We start from the raw sequence: 21,909 nt of genomic DNA, 5'->3' as shown, positions 1-21,909 counted from the left end.
CTAGACTTGGCGCTAAAGGTTTTCGCGCAGCCAGGCTGCGGCCTTGGTCACCGGATTGGCCCGGGGGTCCAGGTTCTCCCGGCGGATTCGGGCCCCGGACATCGACTTGGCCGAGACCGCCTCACGCGGGCCGAAGGCCGCTCGATGGAGGACGCCCGCCGCCGCACAGAAGGCTGGCCCTGAGGCCGCGTCGGCCAGGTGCGGCACCCGCCGAGGCCGGCCCAGGCGCACCGGGCGATCAAACACCCGCACCGCCACTTCCCGCACCCCGGCCAACTGGCTCGCGCCGCCGGTCAGGACCAGGCTGGCGCCCGGCTCCACAGGCGCACCCGAAGCCTTGAGCCGGTCGCGCAGCAGTTCCAGGGTCTCCTCGACCCGCGGCGCGATGATGCCCTTGAGCAGGGAGCGCGGCGCGATCACCGGACCGGCGCCGGCGTCGTCCCCCCGGGGCGGCGCCTCGATCATCTCGCGGTCCTCATTAGCTGAGGCGATGGCCGAGCCGTGCAGGGTCTTGATGCGCTCGGCGCCGGCCATGGAGGTCGACAGACCTCGGGCGATGTCGGCGGTCACATGCTGGCCGCCAACCGGCAGGGTCTCCACATGAACCAGGCTGCCGGCGGTGAACACCGCAGCCGAGGTCGAACCGCCGCCCATGTCGATGCACACGGCGCCCAGGTCCATCTCGTCCTCTTCCAGGGCCGCCAGGGCCGAGGCGAAGGGGGCGGCGACGACGCCCTCGAATTGCAGATGGGCGCGCTCGACGCAGGCCCCCAGGGTCTGGAAGGCGGTCTCGCTCACCGACACCACCAGCAGTTCGACCGCCAGGCTGCGCCCGAACATGGCCCGGGGATCGCGCACGCCGCTCTGGCCGTCCACGCGCCAGGCGATGGGCAGAATATGGACCGGCCGCCGCTCGGGCAGCTTGACGGGCGTCAGGGCCGATTGGATGGCCCGGACCAGGTCATGGTCGGAGATCGGGCGGGCGCCGAGGCTGACACGGCCGGAAATGCGGTGGCTGGCCAGCTGGCCGCCGGCCATGGCCACGGTCACGCCCTGCACATTGACGCCGGCCACATTCTCGGCCCGCTCCACGGCCTGGGCGATCGCGTCAGAGGCCTCGTCCAGATTGACGATGGAGCCCCCGCGAATCCCCCGGGACTGGACATAGCCGACCCCGGCGGCCGTGAGGGTGCGATCCCCACGGCGCACGCCGTCGGGCTTCATGATGAAGCAGGACACCTTGGAGGCGCCCAGATCCACCGCAGCCACCAGGGGCTGACGACCCAGGGCGGCCTTCAGGCTTTCGCGACTGCTGTTGCGATCGACCGTTTTGGTCCCGAACGGCACGGTTCTTCCTTCCACCACCTAGGCGCCATCGGCGATCAGACCGCTGGAGCGGACCTGATCACGCGGCCGCACCGCCACCATCGTTGGATCGCGCAGATCGATCCGTGCAAATCCCAGCTCGAGAATCCGTGAGCGCTGGTCGAGCTGTTCCAGCTGAATCAGGGCCGCTTCTTCGTCGACCGCAGGAAGTTGGACGAGAGACCCGTCCTTCAGGCGAAGGTCCCAGCGCCGGTCGTCGACCCGCACCAGGGCTTCCACCCGGTTCATCAGGCGAGGCCGCGCCGCGATCCGAGGCAGGATGGCCGCCGCATGCTGGTCAGCGCCCTGGCCCACCACGAGGGGCAGGTTGGCCGATCCCAAGGGATTGGCTTCGGGGATGACCCGACCCTCGGCGTCGATCACCCGGCTCGTTCCGTGGTGCTGCCACACCGCCAGCTGGCGGCGTTCGGAAATGGCGATGATCAGGGTGTCAGGCAGCAGGCGCACGATGCGCGCCTCCTCGACCCAGCCGACGGCCTCGACCCGTCCGCGCAGAGCCTCAAGGTCGAGGCCGAGCACCGGCTGATCCTTGTAGACGCCGGCCGCGCTCAGAATGTCGGCGGTGGCCGCAGGCGAAGCGCCCTGAAGATGGACGGCGTTGAGCCGGAAACCCAGGGCGGCGAACTGCTGGCCGATCGCGGCCTGCACGCCCTGCCCCAACCGCTCAGCCCGGTCGCCCGTGGCCAGAGCGACCACGGCCATGGCGGCGAGCACGCCGCCGGCGGCGAGTAAAGCATGGGCCGGGGACAGGCCGATACGACCCGCCGCGCCCAGCTTGCCTGGCGCATAGCCCGCCTGGGCCTTTGAAGGGCCGCGGGACTTTCGGGGACTCGAGGGCGCTTTGGCCCGGGGCTTCGCCTTAGTCCGCGCTCCCCCCCGCAATGCCGCGGGCATAGGCGTCCTCCGTAATCCAAAGCACCAATTGGTCGAAATCCACCCCAAGCTTGGCCGCCTGCTCGGGGACGAGCGAGGTCGGCGTCATGCCGGGCTGGGTATTGACCTCCAAGAGGACCAGAATGTCGTTAATGTCGTCATAACGAAGGTCGGACCGGGTGACTCCCCGACAACCTAGGGCTGCGTGCGCCCGCTCGCTAAGTTCCATCGCTTTATCAAAGACATGAGCCGGAATTTGAGCTGGAATGACGTGGTCGGAGCCGCCCTCCCCATACTTGGCCTCATAGTCGTAGAAACCTGTCCTGGGTACGATGTCGGTCACCGTCATGGCCTTGCCGGCCATAACGCCGCAGGCGAGCTCTTTTCCGCGAATATAGGGCTCGATCATCACCTCTTCGCCAAAGGTCCAGCCAGGCGCGACCAGTTCCTGCGGCGGTCGATTCGCCCCCTCAAAGACCAGGAAGACTCCCACCGAAGACCCCTGGCTGTTGGGCTTGACCACATAGGGCGGGGCCATGACGTGGTCGGCGGCGGCCTCGAAGCGGTTGAACAGGCCACCGCCCGGTACGGTGACGCCGGCGGCGGCCAGCACGGCCTTGGCCTTGGCCTTGTCCATGGCGAGCGCCGAGGCCAGGACGCCGGAGTGGGTGTAGGGCAGGCCCAGGGTCTCCAGCACCCCCTGGACGCAGCCATCCTCCCCCCACTCCCCATGCAGGGCGTTGAAGCAGACGTCCGGCTTGAGTTCAGTCAGACGGGCGGCGAGGTCGCGGCCGGCGTCGACGCGGCTGACGCGCGCGCCCAGGCGCTCAAGGGCGTCAGCACAGGCGGCGCCTGAAACCAGGCTCACCTCGCGCTCTGGAGACAGGCCCCCCAGCAGGACGGCGACATGTTGACCGGCGATGGAAAAGGCCATGGGGCTCTCTGGCTGCGACGGGCTGCAAGCCTCCCCCTTCGTCGGCCCGCCCCCCCGCGTCAAGCACCCTCGCCCAATCAGATCATCGGCGCGGCGCCGGGAGCGACGATCTGCTCTTCGGCCATCCCTTCGGGCTCCCCGCGGCTGAGCAGCCAGTACATGACCGGCGTCGCCACCCGCGAGAGGACGGTTGAGGTGACCAGCCCGCCCATGATGGCGATGGCCAGCGGGGAGTAGAGGCCCGAGTTCTCCAGGGCCAGGGGGGTCAGGGCGGCGATGGCGGTCACCGAGGTCAAGAGCACCGGCAGGAAGCGCACCTCACCGGCCCGTTCGATGGCCGGACGCAGGGCCATGCCGGTGCGCCGAAGCTGTTCGGTGAAGTCCACCAGCAGGATCGAGTTTTTGATCTCGATGCCGATGAGCGCGATCATGCCGATGGTGGCGGTGAAGGACAGGGAATTGCCCGTCAGCCACAGGGCGCCCACGGCCCCGAACAGGCCGAGCGGAATGATCCCGGCCACCACCAGGGCGGTCTTGAACTTACCGAACTCAAGCACCAGCACGGCCAGGATGCCGAACACCGCGATCAACACGGCAGCCCCCAGGCCCGCAAAGCTGCTGGACTGAGCCTCGGCTTGGCCGCCCAGTTGCAGAGTGTAGCCCAACGGCAAGGCAAGCTCCGCCTCCAGGCGCTCCACCGCGTCGGCGGTCACCGCAGAGGTCAGGAAGCCGGTGCCCACATTGGCGGTGATGGTCACGGTGCGCTGGCGGTCGACCCGGTCGATTCGGGCGGGGCTGGAGGTCAGGACCGGATTGGACACCGCCGCCAGGGGCACGGCCTGACCGGTGGTGGAGGGCAGATAGATCTCCTGCAGGGCCGACACCTCGTTACGAGCGCCCATGGGCAGGCGGACATTGACGCTGTAGTCGTCGCCGTCGGGATCGCGGTAGCGGGCCACCGACTCTCCCGACAGGGCCAGTCGCGTCACCCGGCGGCCAGCCCCTGCCGGAACGCCCAGGGTCGCGGCCTTGGCCTCGTCCAGGCCAAGGTCCAGGTCGGTGCGGTCCAGGCGGATGGGGTTGTTCACGTCCCGGGCGCCCGGCGTGGCCTTCAAGATCGCTTCAGCCTGAGCGGCCAGACCTTTGAGAACACTGAGGTCCTGCCCCTGGAGACGAACGGCGATGGGCGCCTCGATTGGCGGGCCGTTCTCGAACACGATCACCCGAATGCGCGCGCCAGGATAGCGGTCGAAGTCTGCACGCAGGGCGTCGAGTAAGGCAGGACTCTCGCCCGGCTCCCAAGAGTCGAAGGCGGCGTAAACCTCAGCAAAGTTGGGCTGTGGTTCGGCCTGGGTGGAGTTGTAGAAGATCTGCGGATTACCGCGACCGAGATTGGCCGCCTGCCAGACCACGGACTCCTCCCTGGCCAGCCGCGCCTCCACAAAGCGAAGAGCCTGATCGGTCTTTTCCAGGGATGAGCCCTGCTGGGTCTCAATCTTCACCAGGAACTGCGGGGTCTCAGCCGGGGGAAACAGGGATGAGCCAATGGCGCCCAGCATGGGGACGGTGGTGGCGCAGATTGCCACAGTGATGCCCAGCGCAATCCATGGCCTCGCCAGGGCGCGGTGCAGGATCGGGCTATAGAAGCGGTGGATCGCCCCATTGATCGCCTGCAGCAGGGCGTTGCCCTCGGGGTCTTCATGCCGTGAGAGGATGCGGCTGGCCAGGAAAGGGATGATGGTCAGCGACACGAGCAGGGACGCCGCCACTGTGGTCAGCACCGCCACCGGCAGGGACCGGATATAGGCGCCCGACCCTTCCGGCAGGAACATCAGGGGCAGGAAGGCGAGCATCAGGGTCGCTGTACAGCCGATCACCGCCAAGGAGATCTGGCGCGTGCCGTTGACCGCCGCAGATATCCGATCCTCGCCAGCCCGTAGACGCCGGGCGATGTTCTCGGTGACGACGATAGAGTCGTCCACCAGCAGGCCCAGGCTGAGCACGAAGCCGGCGATGGCCAGCTGGTTGAGGGTAAAGCCCAGCCCCTGCATCACCGACAGGCCGATCAGCAGGGACAGCGGTATAGACATCATCACCACGACGCCCGCCCGGATACCCAGGGGCAGAAGGGTGATCAGAACCAGCCCCAGGGCGATGCCGAAGTCCCGGAACAGCAGGTTCAGTCGGTACTTCACGTTCTCCGCCTGCTGGAAACCCCGCTCCAGGCGGACCCCGGGCGGCAGACTGGTTTCAAACTCATCCAGCGCGGCGTTGACGGCGGTGGTCAGGGTGGCGACATCGGCGCCGTCCCGCTGCTTCACCGTCACGAAGACAGCTCGGTCGCCATTGAACCGTGTCAGGTGAGTCGGCTCGGCCTCAGCCCAGGCCACCGTGGCCACGTCCTCCACTCGTACAACACGCCCGTCGACGGCGCGAACAGGGGTCTGGGCGATGTCGTCCAGTTCGCGGAAGGCGCCGCCGGCCTTGACGTTAAATCGCCGATCTCCGGCGTGAACCGCCCCCACGGGGGCCTCTGCGCCAGCCGCCGCCAGGGCGTCGGCCACGGCGGTAGGCGGCAGCTGCAGAGCCGCCAGCCGCGGCAGGTCCAGGGAGACCCGAACCTCGGACGCCGGCGCTCCCCAGTATTCCGCCTCCCGGACCCCCGGGGCGCGGGCCAGCCGTTCGCGCAGTCGCTCGGCCACCTTTTCCAGTCGCCGCATGGGCAGATGGTCGCTGACCAGGGCCACCTGAACCACAGCCACCTCAGTGGTCCGCGCCCGGTTGACCTCCAGCAGGACAAGGCCGTCCGGCAGCCGGGGGCGCAGGGCGTTCACCTCGCGCACCACCTCGTCAAACTTGCGGTCGGTGTCCACATCCCAGTTGAACTGCACCTGGACCACCGCGGCCCCGTCCTGGCTGGTGGAGCGGATCTCATCCACATCGTCGAGGCCGTCGAGGACGTCCTCCAGGGGATCGGCGATCAACTGCTCCATCTCGGTCGGCTCTGCGCCAGGCAGCACGGCGCGGACGATCATGAGCGGAATGGGGAAATGCGGGTCTTCTGACCGCGGCATGCTGGCGAAGGCGTTCAGACCCAGCATGGTCAGGAGCGCGAAGGCGACCAGGGTGAACTGCCAGCGACGAACCGCAAAGCCGGCGGGATCAAAGTTCATGGCGCGGGGCTCTCAGCAACCGCACCCTTGGCGGTTGCGGCTGAAGTCTGGGCGATCAGGGCGGCGGGGTCGATCACCTGCACCTTGTCGCCGTCGCCGACGAAGCCGCCGCCGGCGGTGATCACCCGGGCGCCCGGGGCCAGACCCGCCACCAGGGCGTCGTCGCCGTCGAAGCCGCCAAAGGTCACCGCCGTGCGCCGCGCCACATCCCCGTCGAGGCGCAGGACGAAGGCCCGGCCGTTCTCCGCCTCCTGGATGGCTTCAGCGGGAATGCGGGAAAAGCCATCGGCTGTCCGGGGCGCCGAGGCCGCAATCTGCGCCCGGCCCACCTGACCACTGCGCAGGCCAGGGGCCGCGGCGATCTCGATCTCCACATCCACGGTGCCGGCGCCGGCCGCGCTGGCCCCACCGATCAGGATGACCCGGCCCGGCAGGGTCTGGTCGCCGACCTCGACCTGGGCTGTGGCGCCCTGGGCGATCCGGGTCGCCTGCCGGTCGGGGACCGGAACCCGCAGCACGAAGGGGGAGCCCGCGTCGGCGATGGTCACCACTGCCTGGCCCGGCTGAACCACCTGCCCGGCCGCTGCGGCGCGCGACAGCACCACGCCGGCGGTGGGCGCGGTCAGGGTCGCCCAGCGGCGATCAAAGGCGGCGGCGGAATAGGCGGCCTCTGCGGCTGACAGGGCGCTCTTGCGGTCGTCGATCCGCTGGCGGCTGACAAAGCCCTTGTCGAACAGGGCCTGATCCCGCTCCAGGTCCCGGCGGGCGCGGTCCAGGGCGGCCTTGGCCTGCTGGCGGCCCGCCTCGACGGCGGTGGGATCAAGCTGGGCGATCACCTGGCCGGCGCGGACCACATCGCCCTCGTCCACGGTCAGGCTGGTGATGACGCCAGGAACCCGGAAGGCCAGCTGCGCCTCCCGCTGGCGAGCGAGCGCCCCGGTGGCGGTGATCAGGGTCTGGGCGCTGGCGGCCCGCACCGCGGCGGCCTCCACCGCCGGCGCCGGCGCCTGAGCCGCAGGCGGCTCAGCCCCGCCCCCGCAGGCCGCCAGGACCGAGGCGAAACCTGCGATGGCCGTAAGCTTGATTGTGCGCCTAAGCTGCCCGTCGCGACCCTGCATAACGCCACCCCGTTCCCCGGCTGAACGGCAATCTAAACAGCGTTAGCTTACGTTGTAAACAGCAAGGATGCTCGACGGAGAGTGAGCTCGCTGGATCGCTTTTGGGTTGATTTCATGAGGGGGCGGTGTGGATGCGAAGTCCTAATACAAAGCCGCGCGACCACGCTCCCGCGGCCTAGACCCTTCAGCCCGGCCGGCCGATCCGCTTGATTTCCCAGTCGAGCGACACCCCCAGCTTCTGCGCCACCTCAGCCCGCACCGCTTCGCCGAGGCCCTCCAGGTCCGCCGCCGTGGCCTCGCCGGTGTTGATCATGAAGTTGGAATGCAGGGGGGAGAACATGGCGCCGCCGTGGGGCTTGCCGCGCCAGCCGGCCGCCTCCACCAGCTTCCAGGCCGAGTGGCCCGGCGGGTTCTTGAAGGTGGAGCCGCCGGTCTTTTCGCGGATCGGCTGGGTGGTCTCGCGCCGGGCGGTGATCTCATTGATCCGGGCGGTGATGGCGGCGGGCTCGTCGGCCTGCCCCTCATAGACCGCCTGAATCCAGATGATGTCGGCGGGCGCCTGACTGTGGCGATAGGTGTAGCCGAAGTCGGCCAGGGTGAAGTCGCGCCGGGCGCCTGTGCGATCGATTCCCCAGGCTGAGACCAGCACGTCCTTGGTCTCTGCGCCGTAGCAGCCGGCGTTCATGGTCAGGGCGCCGCCGATGGAGCCCGGGATGCCGGCGTAGAATTCCAGGCCGGCGATCCCGGCCTTGGCCGCGGCTCGGGCGACCATGGCGTCCAGGGCCGCAGCGCCAGCGGTGACCCGCAGGCCGTCCGTGGTCACCTGGCCAAAGGCCTTGCCGGCCAGGCGCACCACCACGCCCTCGATCCCGCCGTCGCGAATAATGACGTTTGAGCCGACGCCAAGCACGGTGACAGGGACGGCCGGGTCCAGGCCCCGCAGGAAGTCGGCCAGATCCTCAGCGTCGGCCGGCAGGAAGAGGACGTCGGCGGCCCCGCCCACCCGGAACCAGGTGAAGGGCGAAAGCGGCTCGTCCCGCAGGATCTTGCCCCGGGCCGCCGGCAGGCGATCACGCCAGGTCATGTGGCGTGGCTGCGCAGGGCGTCCAGCTGTTCAGGCAGGGCGTAGGCCCAGTTGGTGATGTCCCCGGCCCCCAGGCAGACCACGAGGTCGCCGGCCTGTGTCTCCTGCAGCACCAGTCTCGCCAGATCCTCAGGCCCAGACAACGGCAGGGCGCGGCGATGGCCATAGCGGCGCAGGCCATCGACCAGCGCCTCGCGGCTGGCGCCGTCCAGGGGGGCTTCGCCGGCGGCGTAGATGTCGGCGACGATCACCACGTCAGCGTCGCTGAAACAGGCGCAGAAGTCCTCGAAAAGGTCCTTCAGGCGCGAATAGCGGTGCGGCTGAACCACGGCGACGACCCGGCCGCTGGTCACCGCGCGGGCGGCCGTCAGCACCGAGCTGATCTCGACGGGATGGTGGCCATAGTCGTCGATGATCCGCACCTCGCCCGAGGTCCCGGTGGTGGTGAAGCGCCGCTTGACCCCGCCAAAGCCGGTCAGGCCGGCGGCGATGGCCTCAGGCCCCACCGACAGCTCCCGGGCCACGGCCACGGCGGCCAGGGCGTTCAGCACATTGTGCATGCCGGCCATCGGCATGTGCAGCTTCTCCATCCGCACCGGCTCGCCCTGGAGGGGGCGGATCACCACGTCGAAATGGGCGCCATCGGGGCCCATGGAGATCTTCTCGGCCCTAACCTCGGCCTGGGGATTGACCCCATAGGTGACCAGCCGGCGGTTCTCGACCCGGGATGTGAGGGCCAGGACCTCGGGATGGTCCGTGCAGACCGCGGCGAAGCCGTAGAAGGGGATGTTCTCGATGAAGTCCTGGAAGGCCTTCTTGACCGCTTCGAAGTCGCCGTAGTGGTCCAGGTGCTCGGGATCGATATTGGTCACCACCGCGACCGTGGACTTCAGCTTCAGGAAGGTGCCGTCACTCTCGTCGGCCTCGACGACGATCCAGTCCCCCTCGCCCACCTTGGCGTTGGTGCCATAGGCGTTGATGATCCCGCCATTGACCACGGTGGGGTCCAGGCCGCCGGCGTCCAGCAGTGAGGCGATCATCGAGGTGGTGGTGGTCTTGCCGTGGGTGCCGCCGACGGCGATGGAGAACTGCAGCCGCATCAGCTCGGCCAACATCTCAGCCCGGCGGACCAGGGGCAGGCGCCGTTCCCGGGCCGCCTGCATCTCCGGATTGTCCTGCTTGACTGCGGTGGAATAGACGACCGCCGAGGCGCCTTCGACCTGGCTCGCCTCATGGCCGATGAAGATCTTCGCCCCCAGCTTTTCCAGGCGCTCGGTATTGGCGCCGGCCTTGGAGTCCGAGCCCTGCACCGTATAGCCGATGCGCAGCATGATCTCGGCGATGCCGCTCATGCCGATGCCGCCAATCCCGATAAAGTGGACGGGGCCGAGTTCGAAGGGGACGGGGCGACGGCGGTTCATGGGGCGGCGGGGCCTGTGGCTGGAGGACGAGGGGCCTAGCGGCCCTGAGCGGCGGTCTGTTCGACGAGATCAGCCAGGCGCTCAGCCGCGTCGGGCCGGGCGATGGCGCGGGCGCCGGCCGACATGCGGGCCAGGCGTTCGGGGTTGGTCAGCAGCTTTTCCAGGGCGTTGGCCATGGACTCGACGGTCAGCTGGTTTTCCCGGGCGATCACCGCGCCGCCGGCCTCGACCATCACCTGGGCGTTCTGACCCTGGTCGTCGTCAAGCGCGATGGCCAGCGGGATCAGGATCGAGGGCCGGCCGGCGATGGCGAACTCGCACACTGTGCCGGCGCCGGAGCGACCGACCACCAGGTGGGCCTGGCGCAGACGCGTGGCCATGTCGCGGAAGAAGGGAGCGATCTCGGCCTCGACCATGGCGTCGGCATAGATGCGCCGGGCGATGTCCATGGACTCCTTGCGGGTCTGCTGCTGCACCCTCAGGCGGACGCGGAGGTCCTCGGGCAGGGCGCGGATGGCCTCGGGCATCAGTTCCGACAACAGCCGTGCGCCCTGGCTGCCGCCGGTGATCAACAGGCGCAGGGTGCCGCCGTCTTCCGGGGGCAGATAGGGCTTGTCGGCCAGGTCGCGGATTTCCTGGCGAACCGGATTGCCGACGACCACGGCCTTGGCGGCGGCCTTGGGCGGCGCCTTCTGCAGGCTCGGAAAGGCGCAGGCGACGGCGGTGACATGGCTGGCCAGGCGGCGGTTGGCTCGGCCCATGACCGCGTTCTGCTCGTGGATCACCGTCGGACGACCCTGGGTGATCCCGGCCAGCAGGCCCGGCACCGACGGGTAGCCGCCAAAGCCGACGACGACGGCGGGGTCCAGGCGCTTGAAGGCCGAGCGGGCCTGCATCACCCCCTGGAGGATGGCCAGGCCCGCCTTGGCCATGCCGATGGGGTCGCCGGACTTGAAGGTGCTGGCCGACAGGCCGATGCGCTCCTCGGCGGGGAAGCTCTCGGCGAAGGCCGCGACCCGCTCGTCAGACGCCAGCGCCACACGCCAGCCACGGGCGATCAGCGTCTCAGCGAGCGCCTGGGCGGGAAAGAGATGGCCTCCGGTTCCCCCGGCGGCGACCACGGCGAGCTTGCGCATAGGGGCCCGTTTAGGCGAAGGCGCCGGCCTTGGCGAGCCCTTCGGAGGGGGCATAGGCGCCCGGCCGACGACGGGTCAGGGCCAGGGCCAGGCCAAGGGTGAGGCCAGACGCGATCAAGGACGACCCGCCATAGGAGATGAACGGCAAGGTCATGCCCTTGGTGGGGATCATGTTGAGGTTCACCGCGATATTGATGATGGCCTGCTGCCCGACGATCACGAACAGACCGGCGGCGGCCACCTGCTCGAAGGTGTTGCTGAGCTTCATTGACCGGTGAAGGCCGCGGGTGACGATCAGGGCGAAGAGCCCGATGACGATCAGGCTGAAGACCAGGCCGTATTCCTCGGCGGCGACCGAGTAGACAAAGTCGGTATGCAGGTCGGGGACGTGGCGCTTCATCACCCCCTCCCCCGGCCCGCGGCCAAACAGTCCGCCGGCGGCGATCGCTTCGGCGGCGCGGTCCACCTGGTGAGTGTCGGCGGTCTCAGGGTTCAGGAAGCGGTTCACCCGGTCGGCCACGTGGGAGAAGACGAAGTAGATGGCCACCAGTCCCGCCACGGCCACAGCGCCCAGGCGCATGACCCAGGAGAGCGGCACCCCGGCCATCCAGAAGGCGGCCCCAAAGGCCACTGTGATCAGGACGGTCTGACCTACATCGGGTTGAATGAGCAGCAGCGCGACGGAAACGGCGTAGAGCGCAAAGGCGATCGTGACGCCGGGGACTCCCTCGCCCTTCTGGCCCTCGGAAAACATCCAGGCCACCAGGATGATCAGGGCCGGCTTCATGAATTCTGACGGCTGCAGGGTGAAGCCGGCGAACTCCACCCAGCGGGTGGCGCCCTTGGCGGTGTGGCCCAGGAACGGCAGGGCGACCATCAGGGCGATCGCGCCGACAAAGATGAAGAAGGACAGGCGCCTCACCGTGCGCACCTCCAGCATGGAGGTGACCACCAGCACCGCGGCGCCCAGCATCGCGAAGACGCACTGGCGCAGGGCGAAGTGGAAGGGATCGCCGACATTCATCCGGGCCGCCGCCGCCGGGCTGGCGGCGAAGGACAACAGGATGCCCAGGCCGATGAGCACCGCCGCAGCGCCCAGTAGCCAGCGGTCAATGGTCCACCACCAGACCCCCAGGGCCGAGCGATCGCTGCGGGCGAAGGCGTGCGCCTGGCTGGGCTTGGTCAGATGGTCGGCGCTCATGCCCGCGCGCCCTTCTGGACCGGCGCCTCAAGCCCCTGCACGGCGGACCGAAAAGCCTCCCCGCGGGCCTCGAAGTCAGCGAACTGGTCAAAGGAGGCGCAGGCCGGCGACAGCAGGACCACCGCGTCCTGTCCGGTGGCGGCGGCGTCAGCATAGGCCCGCTGCACCGCACGCTCCAGGTCGCCGCACTCGGCGACGGGCGCCTTGCCGGCCAGCGCGTCGGCGAACACCGGCGCGGCCTCGCCGATCAGATAGGCCTTCTCGATGCGGGGAAAGAGGTCGCTGAGACTCTCGATGCCACCGGTCTTGGCCTGACCGCCGGCGATCCAGAAGAACTTGGGATAGCTGGACATCGCCTGGCGGGCGGCGTCGGCGTTGGTGGCCTTGGAGTCGTTGACGAAGCGAACCCGACCCAACTGGCCGACGGTCTCCATCCGGTGGGCGAGCCCCGGGAAGGTCATCAACCCCTCGGCGGCTTCTTCTGGCGTCAGGCCGAGGCCACGGGCGGCGCTGTAGGCGGCGGCGGCGTTTTGCCAATTGTGCCGACCCGGCAGGGATCTGGCGCGCAGCAGGTCAGCGATCTCCACGGCCCGCTCGCCGGTGGCGTCATAGAGCAGGCCCTGCAGCACATAGACCCCGCGCCCGATGGCCTTGGACGAGGAGATCGGCACGATGGTCCGGCGATTGGCGGCCACCACCTCGGTGCAGATCCGTTGGCCATAGGGGTCATCGACGCCGATGACGGCGGTGTCCCCCTTGCCCTGGTTCAGCAGCACCCGGCGCTTGGCGGCCACATAGCCGTCCATGCCGCCGTGACGATCCAGATGATCAGGGGTGATGTTCAGCAGGATCGAGACGTCAGGCTTGAGGCTGGTGGTCAGGTCGAGCTGATAGGACGACATCTCCAGCACGTAGACCGCACCGCCATGCATGTCCTCCAGCCCCAGAACACCGAAGCCGAAATTGCCGCCGATGCGGGTGTCGCGGCCGGCGCTGGCGCAGATGTGGGCGATCAGGGCGGTGGTGGTGGACTTGCCATTGGTGCCCGTGATGGCCACGACCTTGGGCCGCTTGTGCTCTGGCGCAGCGTTGACCGCCCGGGCGAAGAGCTCGATGTCGCCGAGGATCTCGACCCCGGCCGCCTTGGCCCGGTCGACGGTCCAGTGGGGCGTGGGATGGGTGAGCGGCACGCCGGGCGACAGTAGCAGGGCTGAGAAGCTCCACCAGTCGGCTGACGACAGGTCGGTCAGTTCGAAGCCTTCGGCCATGGCCGCCTCGCGGGCGGCGGGACGCTCATCCCACAGGGCCACATTGGCTCCGCCAGCCTGCAGGGCGCGCGCCGCCGCAAGCCCCGTACGGGCCAGGCCGAACACCGCCACTGTCTTGCCTTCGAAACCACGGACGGGGATCATGGTGTGAGCGCCAGCCTCCCTATCGCAGCTTCAGGGTCGCGAGACCCAGGAGGGCGAGCATCACCGCGACAATCCAGAAGCGGATCACCACCGTGGATTCCGACCAGCCGAGCTTCTCGAAGTGGTGGTGGATCGGCGCCATGCGGAAGACGCGGCGGCCCGTGAGCTTGAAGGAGACCACCTGGATCATCACTGACAGGGTCTCCAACACGAACAGGCCGCCGACGATGGCCAGGACGATCTCGTGCTTGGTGGCCACAGCCACGGCGCCCAGGGCGCCGCCCAGGGCCAGCGAGCCGGTGTCGCCCATGAAGATCTTGGCCGGCGGGGCGTTGTACCAGAGGAAGCCCAGGCCCGCCCCGATGATGGCCCCGCAAAGCACCGCCACCTCGCCCACACCGGGCACGAAATGCAGCTGTAGATAGTTGGCGAACAGATAGTTGCCGACGAGGTAGGCGATCAGACCAAAGGCGGCCGCGGCGATCATCACCGGCACGGTGGCCAGGCCATCAAGGCCGTCTGTGAAGTTCACCGCATTGGCCGCGCCGACGATCACCAGGGCGCCGAACACCAGGTAGAGCCAGCCGAGATCCAGCAGAAAATGCTTGAAGATCGGGAAGGCCAGGGAGGTGTTCAGGTCCGGCGATTCCGCTGTGCGCGCGCCATAGATGATCAGGACGGCGACCGCAGCCAGGGCCACTACCACCTCAAGAACCAGGCGCACCCGGCTTGAGACGCCGGCGGTGCTCTGCTTGGTCACCTTGGCGTAGTCGTCGGTGAACCCCAGCACGCCATAGCTGGCGGTGACGAACAGGACGACCCAGACATAGATGTTGGACAGGTCCGCCCAGAGCAGGGTGCCGATGATCAGGCCGGCCAGGATCATCACCCCGCCCATGGTCGGTGTGCCGGCCTTTTCGACGATGTGGCGCTCGATGCCGTCGGCGCGGATCGGCTGGCCCTTGCCCTGCTTGGCCTGCATCCAGCGGATGAAGCGCGATCCCATGAGGATCACCACCAACTGGGCGGTGAACAGCGCCATGCCCGTCCGGAAAGTCAGGTATTTCAGCAGGTTGAGAAAAGGGACATGTCCCTCGGCCGCCATCTGCGTGTAGAGCCAGTAGAACATCAGCCCTGCCCCCCTTGCGCACGCCCGAGCTCTCCCAGGGCGGCCGCGACCACCCCGGCCCGAGAGCCGTTCGAACCTTTAACCATCACCAGATCGCCAGGCTCTACGGCCTGGGCGACCTGCGGCCCAATTTGAGCTGCGCTTTCGGCGTAGCCGCCCCGACGAGTCGAAGGAAGGGCGTCCCAGAGGGATTTCATCAGCGGCCCGGCGCAGAACACCAGGTCCACCCCGGCTGCGTCCAGGGGCTCTGCAAGGGCGCGATGGAAGGCTTCGGCCTCGCCGCCGAGTTCCAGCATGTCGGTCAGCGCGACGATCCGCCGCCCCGAGGTCTTGCGCGCCCCGAGGCTAGAGATGGCTGCGGCCATGGAGATCGGATTGGCGTTGTAGCTTTCGTCGATCAGGGTGAAGTCGCCGCCGGCCAAGGCCACCTGCCGCTCGGCGCCGCGCCCGGCCAGAGGCTCAAAGGCGCCCAGGGCGATCAGGCCGTCCTCGAGGGTGACGTCGAGAGCCTGGAGCATCAGCAGGACCGCCATGCTGTTCAACCCCCAGTGGAACCCTGTCTGAAGGATTGGGAAGTCCAGGGCCTGTCCCCGCAGTCGGGCCCGGACAATCGCCTGACCGGGACCAGGATTGAATCCGAGGAGGCGGGCGTCGACGCCCTCGCCCGTCCCGAAGGTGGCCACCCTGGCGCCAGCGGCCTTGGCTGCGGTGGCCAGGTCGCCGAACCAGACATTGTCAGCGTTGAGGATCGCCACGCCGCCCGGCTCCAGGCCGTCGAAAATTTCCGCCTTGGCGCGGGCCACGCCGGCCTCGCCGTCCGGGAAGTTCTCCACATGTACGGGGCCGACTGTGGTGATCAGGGCCGCGTGGGGGCGGACCATCCTGGAGAGGGGCGTGACTTCATCGGCGTGGTTCATGCCGATCTCGAACACCGCACGCTCCGTGTCCCGGGGCATCCGGGCCAGGGTGAGCGGCACGCCGATATGGTTGTTGTAGGACTTGACCGACGAATGCGCCTTGCCGGCCAGGGCAAGGCCAACGCGAACCGCCTGAGTGACGCTGGTCTTGCCGACCGAGCCGGTGACCGCGCCACGGCGGACCTTGGTCGCCCGGTCGCGCGCCGCCTCGCCCAGGGCCTCCAGGGCCTTGAAGGTGTCGGCCACCACCACGGCTGGGCCGCCTTGAGGGCGCGAGACCAGCGATCCGGCGGCGCCCTGCCCGAGGGCCTGGGAGACAAATTCATGGCCATCGCGTACGCCCGCCAGGGCGATGAACAGGTCGCCAGAGTCTACGGAGCGGCTGTCGATGGACAGGCCGCTCACCGCGAAGTCGCCGCCGACGACCTCGCCCCCGACAGCCTGGGCGATCTCGGCCGCGGTCCAGAGGGGCTCAGACATGGACCGCCTCCAGAGCCTGGGCGGTCACCGCCACGTCGTCGAAATGATGGGCGGCGCCGGCGATGGTCTGGGTCTGCTCATGGCCCTTGCCCGCGACCACCAGGACATCGCCTTCACGCATGAGGGCGACGGCCGCGGCGATGGCAGCGCGGCGATCGCCGATGTCCTGGGCCTCAGGCGCGCCAGCGCGGACCTGGGCGCGGATCTGGGCGGGATCCTCGCTGCGGGGATTGTCGTCGGTGACGATGGCGATGTCGGCGTGTTCGGCTGCAGCCTCCCCCATCAACGACCGCTTGGTGGGGTCCCGGTCGCCGCCGGCGCCGAACACGACGATCAGACGCCCGCGGGTGTGCGGGCGCAGGGCCGAAAGAGCGGTCTTCAGGCCGTCGGGGGTATGGGCATAGTCGACATAGGCCTCCCCACCCCGGGGTCCGGACCCGATCCGCTGCATCCGGCCAGGGGCGCCCTCCAGGCGCTCCAGGGCGGCCAGGACGGTCTCGATGCTCTCGCCCGCAGCCAGACAGAGGCCGGCGGCGGCCAGCGCATTGGCGGCCTGGAAGGCGCCGGCCAGGGGCAGACGCAGATCGAAGGTTCGCCCGTCGTGGGACAGGCTCATGCGCTGGCCATCTGGCGTCAGCTCCCGGCGGTTCAGCCGCAGGCTCTGTCCGGCCTCGCCCACCGACAGGATGGCGTGGCCGGCCTGGATCGCGGCCGCTGCGAAGGGGGCGAAGGCGTCGGAATCGGCATTGAGCACGGCCGTCCCGCCCCGGGGCAGCAGGGCCTCAAACAGGCGCAGCTTGGCCGCCCGGTAGGCGTCCATGTCGCCGTGATAGTCGAGGTGGTCCTGGGTCAGGTTCAGGAAGCCCGCGGCCTTCAGCTTCACGCCGTCCAGGCGGCGCTGGTCGATCCCGTGGGAGGAGGCCTCCAGGGCCAGATGCGTGACCCCCAGCTCTGCAAGGCGCGCCATCAGCTCCGCCATATCCCCGGCGTCGGGGGTGGTGAGGCCAGGTGGGGTGAGCTGTTCGTTGAGGTCAGGGCCCGAGGCCAGGACGCCGAGGGTGCCCATGCTGGCGGCCCGCCGCCCGGCGCTGGCGAATATCTGCCGGCAGAAGGTGGCCACAGAGGTCTTGCCGTTGGTGCCCGTCACCGCCACGCAGACCGGCGGCTGCGTCCCCCAGAAGGCGGCGGCGGCCAGGGCGTAGGCCCGGCGTGGATCGGCGACCGTGACCACGGGCGCATCAAGGGTTCCCAGCGCCTCACCGGCGATCACCGCGGCGGCCCCGGCCCTGACCGCCTGTTCGGCATAGGCAGCCCCATTGGCCTGCACCCCCGGCAGGGCGGCGAACAGGAAGCCCGGCTGGACCTTGCGGCTGTCAGCGGTGACCCCTGTGATCTCCGGGTCCTGGTCGAGGTCTTGGAAGAGAAGGCTGGAAAGACGCGGCATCAGCGGGCCTCCGCCAGCACGGTCGGGGTCGAAGCCAGACGAGGCTGGTGCTCCATCGGGCCGATGTGGCGCGAAATCCCCAGGAAGGGCGCGATCCGGGCGATGAGCTGACCGGTGGCGGGCGCAGCGACCCAGCCGCCCGTGGAATAGCCAAAGGTCTGCGGAGTCCCGTGCGGCTCATCCAGCAGGATCAGAACAAAATAGCGATCGTTCTCAAGGGGGCCATCAGTGGGAAAGACGGCCGCGAAAGAGGAGACCTGACGCTTGCCGTTGTAGCGTCGGATCTCTGGATCATACTTCTCGCCGGTGCCGGTCTTGCCGCCGACGCTGAGCCCTGGCGCGTCGGCCTTGCCGCCGCTGCCGCCGGTCACATTGGCGCGCATGATCTGCAACATCTGAGTCGAGGTGGTTTCCGACAGCACCCGCTTGGCCTCCGGCCGGAAGCCGGGCGCCTGGCGACGGATCGTCAGGGGGACCAGCTTGCCGCCATTCAACAGGGGCAGCATGGCGCGGGTGAGCGCCAACGGCGAGATGTTCATGCCATGGCCAAAGGAAGTGGAGGCGACCGCATCCTCATTCCATACCTTGGGCGTCAGGGGCGAGGCCGATTCCTTCAGCTCGACCTTGGCCGCCGTGGTCAGTCCCAGGTCGTCGAAATAGCGGCTGAGGCGCTCAGGGCCCACCCCAACGGCAAGCCTGGCGGTGCCGATATTGGAGGAATGCTGGAACACCTCCACGAGGCTCAGCACCTTGCGAGAGGCGTGGTAGTCGCTGATGGTCCTGTAGCCGAGCTTATAGGGCTCGCGGGCGTCGAAGGTCGACGCCATGGTCGCTACGCCGGTATCGAGGCCGATGGCGACCGTGAAGGCCTTGAAGGTCGAGCCCATCTCAAACACAGACGAGGCCGCACGGTTGAGCCGCGCATCGGCGCTGGCGGCGCTAGCGGTGTTGGGGTCGAAATCCGGATAGCTGGCGAGACCGAGAATTTCGCCGGTGTGGACATGGGCGACGAGGCCCACCGCCCCCTTGGGGCCATAGGTTTCGGCCGCCTTTCGCAGCTCGTCTTCGAGCGCCCCCTGGACCCGCAGGTCGATCGAGAGGGCCAACTCGCCGGACTCCCGCGCCAGGGCCCGAAGCTCATCATTCAGGGCCAGCTCAGCCCCCGCCAGCCCCTCGCCGCCCGTGTCCGAGAAGCCAATCAGATGCGAAGCGGTATGGTTGAGGGGATAGACGCGCTTCTGCTCGGGCTCGAAGGAAATCCCAGGCAGGCCCAGTTGATGGATGGCCGACTTCTGGACCGGCGTCATGCCCCCCGCCAGGAACGTACGGCGCTCAGACTTCAGGGCGCGGTCCAGACGCTCAGCCGATACGGTCGGCAGCGCCTTGGCCAAGGCCTGACGGGTGGAGGCGGCGTCCCACACCTCAGCGGGATCCACATAGAGGCCATAGTGCAGGAGGTCGGCGGCCAGAAGGCGGCCCTCCCGGTCGACAATGTCGGCCCGAGCCTGGGGCGGAAGCCAGCCTGCGCCGCCGCCGCCGCCTGAGCCGGAGAACAGCGCGGCCTGGGTCGCGCCCATGGCCAGGGCGCCAAAGCCCAGGCCGAAGAACAGCATGACCATGAAGATTCGGATGCGGGCGTCATCCTCGACGCGGCCAGCCGCCCGGGCGCGCTCAAAGGCATGTTCCAGACGCCAGAGGGCGGCGCCCAGCCAGCGAAGGCCGAAGGGAAACCTGCGGGTGACGACGCCGGCAAGGCTCACGGGACGACCTCCAGCTTCGGGGCCGGAGCCCGAGCCGAAGGGGCCTTGGGCGGCGCCAGGGCGGCCAGGGAGTCGGCCGTCGTCTCCCGCGTCACATCTACAGGGCCCATCTCCAGATAGAGGGTCGAAAGGCGCTCAATGCGGGATGGCTGTTCGAGGTGGGCGACCTCGGCTTCAAGGAGGCGGATCTGCGCGCGCTCAGCGGCGATCTGACGTTCCACAGAGGCGATTTCAGCCCGCTCCCGGCTGGCGATGGTCTTGGCCAGATAGACGCTCATGATCAGCAGGACCAGCAGGCCCAGGGCGATCACATCGACGAGGCGGAACCCGCGAATGCGGCGATTGAGCACGCTCATGCCGCGGTCCTCCAGACGGGCGCCTCGGTGCGCACGGCGGCCCGCAGCTTGGCTGAACGCGCCCGGGGGTTGGCGTCCAGCTCGGCCTGGCCCGAGGTGCGGGCGCCGTTGAAGCTCAGGGCGAAGCTGGGGGCGCGGGCGTCCTCGACGGGGGGCAGATGGCGCGAGCCCGATGGCGTGCGCCCAGCGCGCTCAGTGAGGAAGGCCTTCACGATCCGGTCTTCCAGAGAGTGGAAAGTGACCACGGCCAGGCGGCCGCCGGGCTTCAGGACGCGCTCTGCCGCAGCGAGGCCCGCCTCAAGTTCGGCGAGTTCGTCGTTCACCGCGATGCGCAGGGCCTGGAAGGACCGGGTGGCGGGGTGGGCCTTGGCGCCGCGACGGCCGCCCAGCACGCCCTCAATGAAGTCGGCCAGCTCGGCCGTGCGGGTGAAGGGTTGCTGGACGCGACGCCGGGCGATGGCGCCGGCGATCCGACGGGACTTCTTTTCCTCGCCATAGACCCAGAGGATCCGGGCGAGATCTCCCGGTTCGGCGGTGTTGACCAGATCGGCGGCTGTTTCGCCCTCGTCGCCCATGCGCATGTCGAGGGGACCGTCGCGCAGGAAGGAAAAGCCGCGGTCGGGCTCGTCCAGCTGCATGGACGATACGCCGAGATCGAGGGCCACGCCGTCGGCGCCGCCCTCCCCCAGAACCTCGTCCATCTCGGAGAAGCGGGCGCAGACCAGGGTGAAACGATCCGTCGGCAGATCAGCGGCGAAGCGCGCCGCGGTGGGGTCGCGGTCAAAGGCGGTGACCTTCGCGCCCGCTGTCAGGAAGGCGCGGGCATAGCCGCCGGCGCCAAAGGTGCCGTCGACGACGACGTCGCCCGGCGCGATCACCAGGGCCTCGACAACTTCGCTCAAGAGGACGGGAAGATGGGGCGCGCTCATGAACTGGCCCCCAGGCGGGCGGCGCGCTGATCGGCGCGCATCTGGGCCAGGCCCTCACGGGCCAGTTCGCGTTGGGCGGCGCGATGGGCCTGGAAGGCTTCGCGGGCCCAGATCTGGAACCGGTCACCGAGGCCGACAATGACCACCCAGTCGCTGAGGCCAAACAGGTCGCAGAGGGTTTCGGGCAGGGTCACACGGCCCGCGGTGTCAAAGGATAGGCGCGCCATGCCCCCGAGGACGGAGACTTCCAGGGCTGAGCGCAGCGGGTCGCCGAACTCCAACTCCCCGATCACGCCCGTATAGCGGTCGAGCAGGGCCTTGCCGCCCCCCTCGATGCAGTCGGCCTCAATCGAAGGGAAGCAGACGACGCCGTCGAAGGGACCCGACACGAGGGCGCGGAACTCCTGCGGCACCACGAGGCGCCGCTTCGCATCCAGCTGCTTCTCGAAGGTCGAGACAAACATTCGCGCCCGACGCCCTCATCTGCGACCCCCACAGGCCGCCGCCCCAACCATCCCGTCGGCTCGCCAACGGAGTCCGCCAACCCCCAGCGAACAGGAAATGGGTTAACATGGGATGGATTGGGTCGCAATGACTCTGAAGCCCATAATCCCCAGAATACAAAGATGTCGCATGAGACTTATGGTTAACGCACGTAAACACTCCACAGAACATACACGGAACATGTTAAGTATAGTGGGGGTCGAACGCTCCGGACGGTTTGTGTCGAAAGGGCGGCGGCGGATCAGACGGCCTATAAGCCGGGTTCTGTGCCACCCGGGCCAGGGCGAACCCCAGCGCCGGATGCGGCGACCATTCCTCTGGACCGGCCCTTGCGGGACGGTTCTCGCGACCAACCCGGACGCCTCAGGCCAACGACGGCCCTACCGACTTTCGCCGGCGCGGAATCCCTATTCGGTCTTGCTCCTGGCGGGGCTTGCCGTGCCATCGACGTCGCCGCCAATGCGGTGCGCTCTTACCGCACCCTTTCACCCTTACCCCTCCGAGGAGAGGCGGTTTGCTTTCTGTGGCGCTATCCCTGGGGTCGCCCCCGGCGGGCGTTACCCGCCGCCATGTCGTCGTGGAGCCCGGACTTTCCTCGACCACCGAAGCGGCCGCGGCCGCCCAGCCGTCTGATCCGCGGCGATCAGTGAGG

The 21,909-nt window shown here is 68.7% G+C and carries 17 protein-coding genes and 1 other RNA gene; all 18 read right to left on the bottom strand.

From position 1 onward, the window contains the following. Positions 1–12 precede the first annotated feature (12 nt). The 18 genes from ftsA to rnpB all read right to left on the bottom strand — a co-directional run bounded on the left by ftsA (position 13) and on the right by rnpB (position 21,890). Entirely contained in the window at positions 13–1,347 is a 1,335-nt protein-coding gene (ftsA, locus tag Q8K84_RS03715) for a cell division protein FtsA (protein WP_305280945.1), read from the bottom strand. A gap of 18 nt (positions 1,348–1,365) precedes the next feature. Next, positions 1,366–2,088, bottom strand: coding sequence for a cell division protein FtsQ/DivIB (locus Q8K84_RS03710; protein ID WP_370867824.1), 723 nt, complete (start codon positions 2,086–2,088; stop codon positions 1,366–1,368). A 157-nt stretch (positions 2,089–2,245) separates the two neighbouring features. Next, positions 2,246–3,193: a D-alanine--D-alanine ligase gene (locus Q8K84_RS03705; protein ID WP_305280941.1), complete on the bottom strand. Its 948-nt coding sequence runs from the start codon at positions 3,191–3,193 to the stop codon at positions 2,246–2,248. 77 nt (positions 3,194–3,270) lie between these two features. Beyond that, positions 3,271–6,366, bottom strand: a complete 3,096-nt coding sequence (locus Q8K84_RS03700) for an efflux RND transporter permease subunit (RefSeq protein ID WP_305280939.1) — start codon at positions 6,364–6,366, stop codon at positions 3,271–3,273. Beyond that, positions 6,363–7,484: an efflux RND transporter periplasmic adaptor subunit gene (locus Q8K84_RS03695; RefSeq protein WP_305280937.1), complete on the bottom strand. Its 1,122-nt coding sequence runs from the start codon at positions 7,482–7,484 to the stop codon at positions 6,363–6,365. The genes Q8K84_RS03700 and Q8K84_RS03695 overlap by 4 nt, the downstream gene beginning before the upstream one ends. A gap of 184 nt (positions 7,485–7,668) precedes the next feature. Then, positions 7,669–8,568, bottom strand: a complete 900-nt coding sequence (gene murB / locus Q8K84_RS03690) for a UDP-N-acetylmuramate dehydrogenase (protein WP_305280935.1) — start codon at positions 8,566–8,568, stop codon at positions 7,669–7,671. Continuing rightward, positions 8,565–9,989 (bottom strand): UDP-N-acetylmuramate--L-alanine ligase, encoded by a 1,425-nt coding sequence (murC, locus tag Q8K84_RS03685; RefSeq protein ID WP_305280933.1) that lies wholly within the window; start codon positions 9,987–9,989, stop codon positions 8,565–8,567. The genes murB and murC overlap by 4 nt, the downstream gene beginning before the upstream one ends. Before the next feature lie 35 nt (positions 9,990–10,024). Beyond that, positions 10,025–11,125 carry an undecaprenyldiphospho-muramoylpentapeptide beta-N-acetylglucosaminyltransferase gene (gene murG / locus Q8K84_RS03680; protein ID WP_305280931.1) on the bottom strand — a complete coding sequence of 367 codons (1,101 nt, stop codon included), beginning with the start codon at positions 11,123–11,125 and terminating at the stop codon, positions 10,025–10,027. A gap of 10 nt (positions 11,126–11,135) precedes the next feature. Next, on the bottom strand, positions 11,136–12,326 hold the full coding sequence (gene ftsW, locus Q8K84_RS03675; protein ID WP_305280929.1) for a putative lipid II flippase FtsW: 1,191 nt from the start codon (positions 12,324–12,326) through the stop codon (positions 11,136–11,138). Continuing rightward, positions 12,323–13,738, bottom strand: coding sequence for a UDP-N-acetylmuramoyl-L-alanine--D-glutamate ligase (gene murD, locus Q8K84_RS03670; RefSeq protein WP_305280928.1), 1,416 nt, complete (start codon positions 13,736–13,738; stop codon positions 12,323–12,325). Before murD ends, ftsW begins: the two co-directional genes overlap by 4 nt. Positions 13,739–13,757: 19 nt before the next feature. Then, the gene (gene mraY, locus Q8K84_RS03665) at positions 13,758–14,867 is read right to left on the bottom strand and encodes a phospho-N-acetylmuramoyl-pentapeptide-transferase (protein WP_305280926.1); all 1,110 of its coding nucleotides are present in this window, start codon (positions 14,865–14,867) and stop codon (positions 13,758–13,760) included. Further along, positions 14,867–16,264 carry a UDP-N-acetylmuramoyl-tripeptide--D-alanyl-D-alanine ligase gene (gene murF / locus Q8K84_RS03660; protein ID WP_305280924.1) on the bottom strand — a complete coding sequence of 466 codons (1,398 nt, stop codon included), beginning with the start codon at positions 16,262–16,264 and terminating at the stop codon, positions 14,867–14,869. The genes mraY and murF overlap by 1 nt, the downstream gene beginning before the upstream one ends. Continuing rightward, positions 16,257–17,711, bottom strand: a complete 1,455-nt coding sequence (locus tag Q8K84_RS03655) for a UDP-N-acetylmuramoyl-L-alanyl-D-glutamate--2,6-diaminopimelate ligase (protein ID WP_370867829.1) — start codon at positions 17,709–17,711, stop codon at positions 16,257–16,259. The genes murF and Q8K84_RS03655 overlap by 8 nt, the downstream gene beginning before the upstream one ends. Beyond that, entirely contained in the window at positions 17,708–19,468 is a 1,761-nt protein-coding gene (locus tag Q8K84_RS03650) for a penicillin-binding protein 2 (RefSeq protein ID WP_305280921.1), read from the bottom strand. Before Q8K84_RS03650 ends, Q8K84_RS03655 begins: the two co-directional genes overlap by 4 nt. Continuing rightward, complete coding sequence (locus Q8K84_RS03645) at positions 19,465–19,824, bottom strand: cell division protein (RefSeq protein ID WP_305280919.1); 360 nt, start codon at positions 19,822–19,824, stop codon at positions 19,465–19,467. The genes Q8K84_RS03650 and Q8K84_RS03645 overlap by 4 nt, the downstream gene beginning before the upstream one ends. Next, positions 19,821–20,753, bottom strand: coding sequence for a 16S rRNA (cytosine(1402)-N(4))-methyltransferase RsmH (rsmH, locus tag Q8K84_RS03640; protein WP_305280917.1), 933 nt, complete (start codon positions 20,751–20,753; stop codon positions 19,821–19,823). Before rsmH ends, Q8K84_RS03645 begins: the two co-directional genes overlap by 4 nt. Further along, positions 20,750–21,217 carry a division/cell wall cluster transcriptional repressor MraZ gene (locus tag Q8K84_RS03635; RefSeq protein ID WP_305280916.1) on the bottom strand — a complete coding sequence of 156 codons (468 nt, stop codon included), beginning with the start codon at positions 21,215–21,217 and terminating at the stop codon, positions 20,750–20,752. Before Q8K84_RS03635 ends, rsmH begins: the two co-directional genes overlap by 4 nt. Before the next feature lie 277 nt (positions 21,218–21,494). After that, positions 21,495–21,890, bottom strand: an RNA gene (gene rnpB / locus Q8K84_RS03630) — RNase P RNA component class A. Positions 21,891–21,909: the final 19 nt, after the last annotated feature.

Source organism: Phenylobacterium sp. (genome assembly GCF_030679875.1).
Lineage (GTDB): Bacteria > Pseudomonadota > Alphaproteobacteria > Caulobacterales > Caulobacteraceae > Phenylobacterium.
The sequence above is the reverse complement of the archived record's forward strand: the minus strand, read 5'-3'. Positions and strand labels throughout refer to the sequence as shown.

Excerpts from the sequence above, each read along its gene's own strand:
- Q8K84_RS03710 (WP_370867824.1), bottom strand. The coding sequence starts at position 2,088 with ATGGCCGTGGTCGCTCTGGCCACGGGCGACCGGGCTGAGCGGTTGGGG.
- rsmH (WP_305280917.1), bottom strand. The coding sequence starts at position 20,753 with ATGAGCGCGCCCCATCTTCCCGTCCTCTTGAGCGAAGTTGTCGAGGCC.
- Q8K84_RS03705 (WP_305280941.1), bottom strand. The coding sequence starts at position 3,193 with ATGGCCTTTTCCATCGCCGGTCAACATGTCGCCGTCCTGCTGGGGGGC.
- Q8K84_RS03645 (WP_305280919.1), bottom strand. The coding sequence starts at position 19,824 with ATGAGCGTGCTCAATCGCCGCATTCGCGGGTTCCGCCTCGTCGATGTG.
- Q8K84_RS03635 (WP_305280916.1), bottom strand. The coding sequence starts at position 21,217 with ATGTTTGTCTCGACCTTCGAGAAGCAGCTGGATGCGAAGCGGCGCCTC.
- murB (WP_305280935.1), bottom strand. The coding sequence starts at position 8,568 with ATGACCTGGCGTGATCGCCTGCCGGCGGCCCGGGGCAAGATCCTGCGG.
- murD (WP_305280928.1), bottom strand. The coding sequence starts at position 13,738 with ATGATCCCCGTCCGTGGTTTCGAAGGCAAGACAGTGGCGGTGTTCGGC.
- mraY (WP_305280926.1), bottom strand. The coding sequence starts at position 14,867 with ATGTTCTACTGGCTCTACACGCAGATGGCGGCCGAGGGACATGTCCCT.
- Q8K84_RS03700 (WP_305280939.1), bottom strand. The coding sequence starts at position 6,366 with ATGAACTTTGATCCCGCCGGCTTTGCGGTTCGTCGCTGGCAGTTCACC.
- ftsW (WP_305280929.1), bottom strand. The coding sequence starts at position 12,326 with ATGAGCGCCGACCATCTGACCAAGCCCAGCCAGGCGCACGCCTTCGCC.
- murF (WP_305280924.1), bottom strand. The coding sequence starts at position 16,264 with ATGTCTGAGCCCCTCTGGACCGCGGCCGAGATCGCCCAGGCTGTCGGG.
- murG (WP_305280931.1), bottom strand. The coding sequence starts at position 11,125 with ATGCGCAAGCTCGCCGTGGTCGCCGCCGGGGGAACCGGAGGCCATCTC.
- murC (WP_305280933.1), bottom strand. The coding sequence starts at position 9,989 with ATGAACCGCCGTCGCCCCGTCCCCTTCGAACTCGGCCCCGTCCACTTT.
- Q8K84_RS03695 (WP_305280937.1), bottom strand. The coding sequence starts at position 7,484 with ATGCAGGGTCGCGACGGGCAGCTTAGGCGCACAATCAAGCTTACGGCC.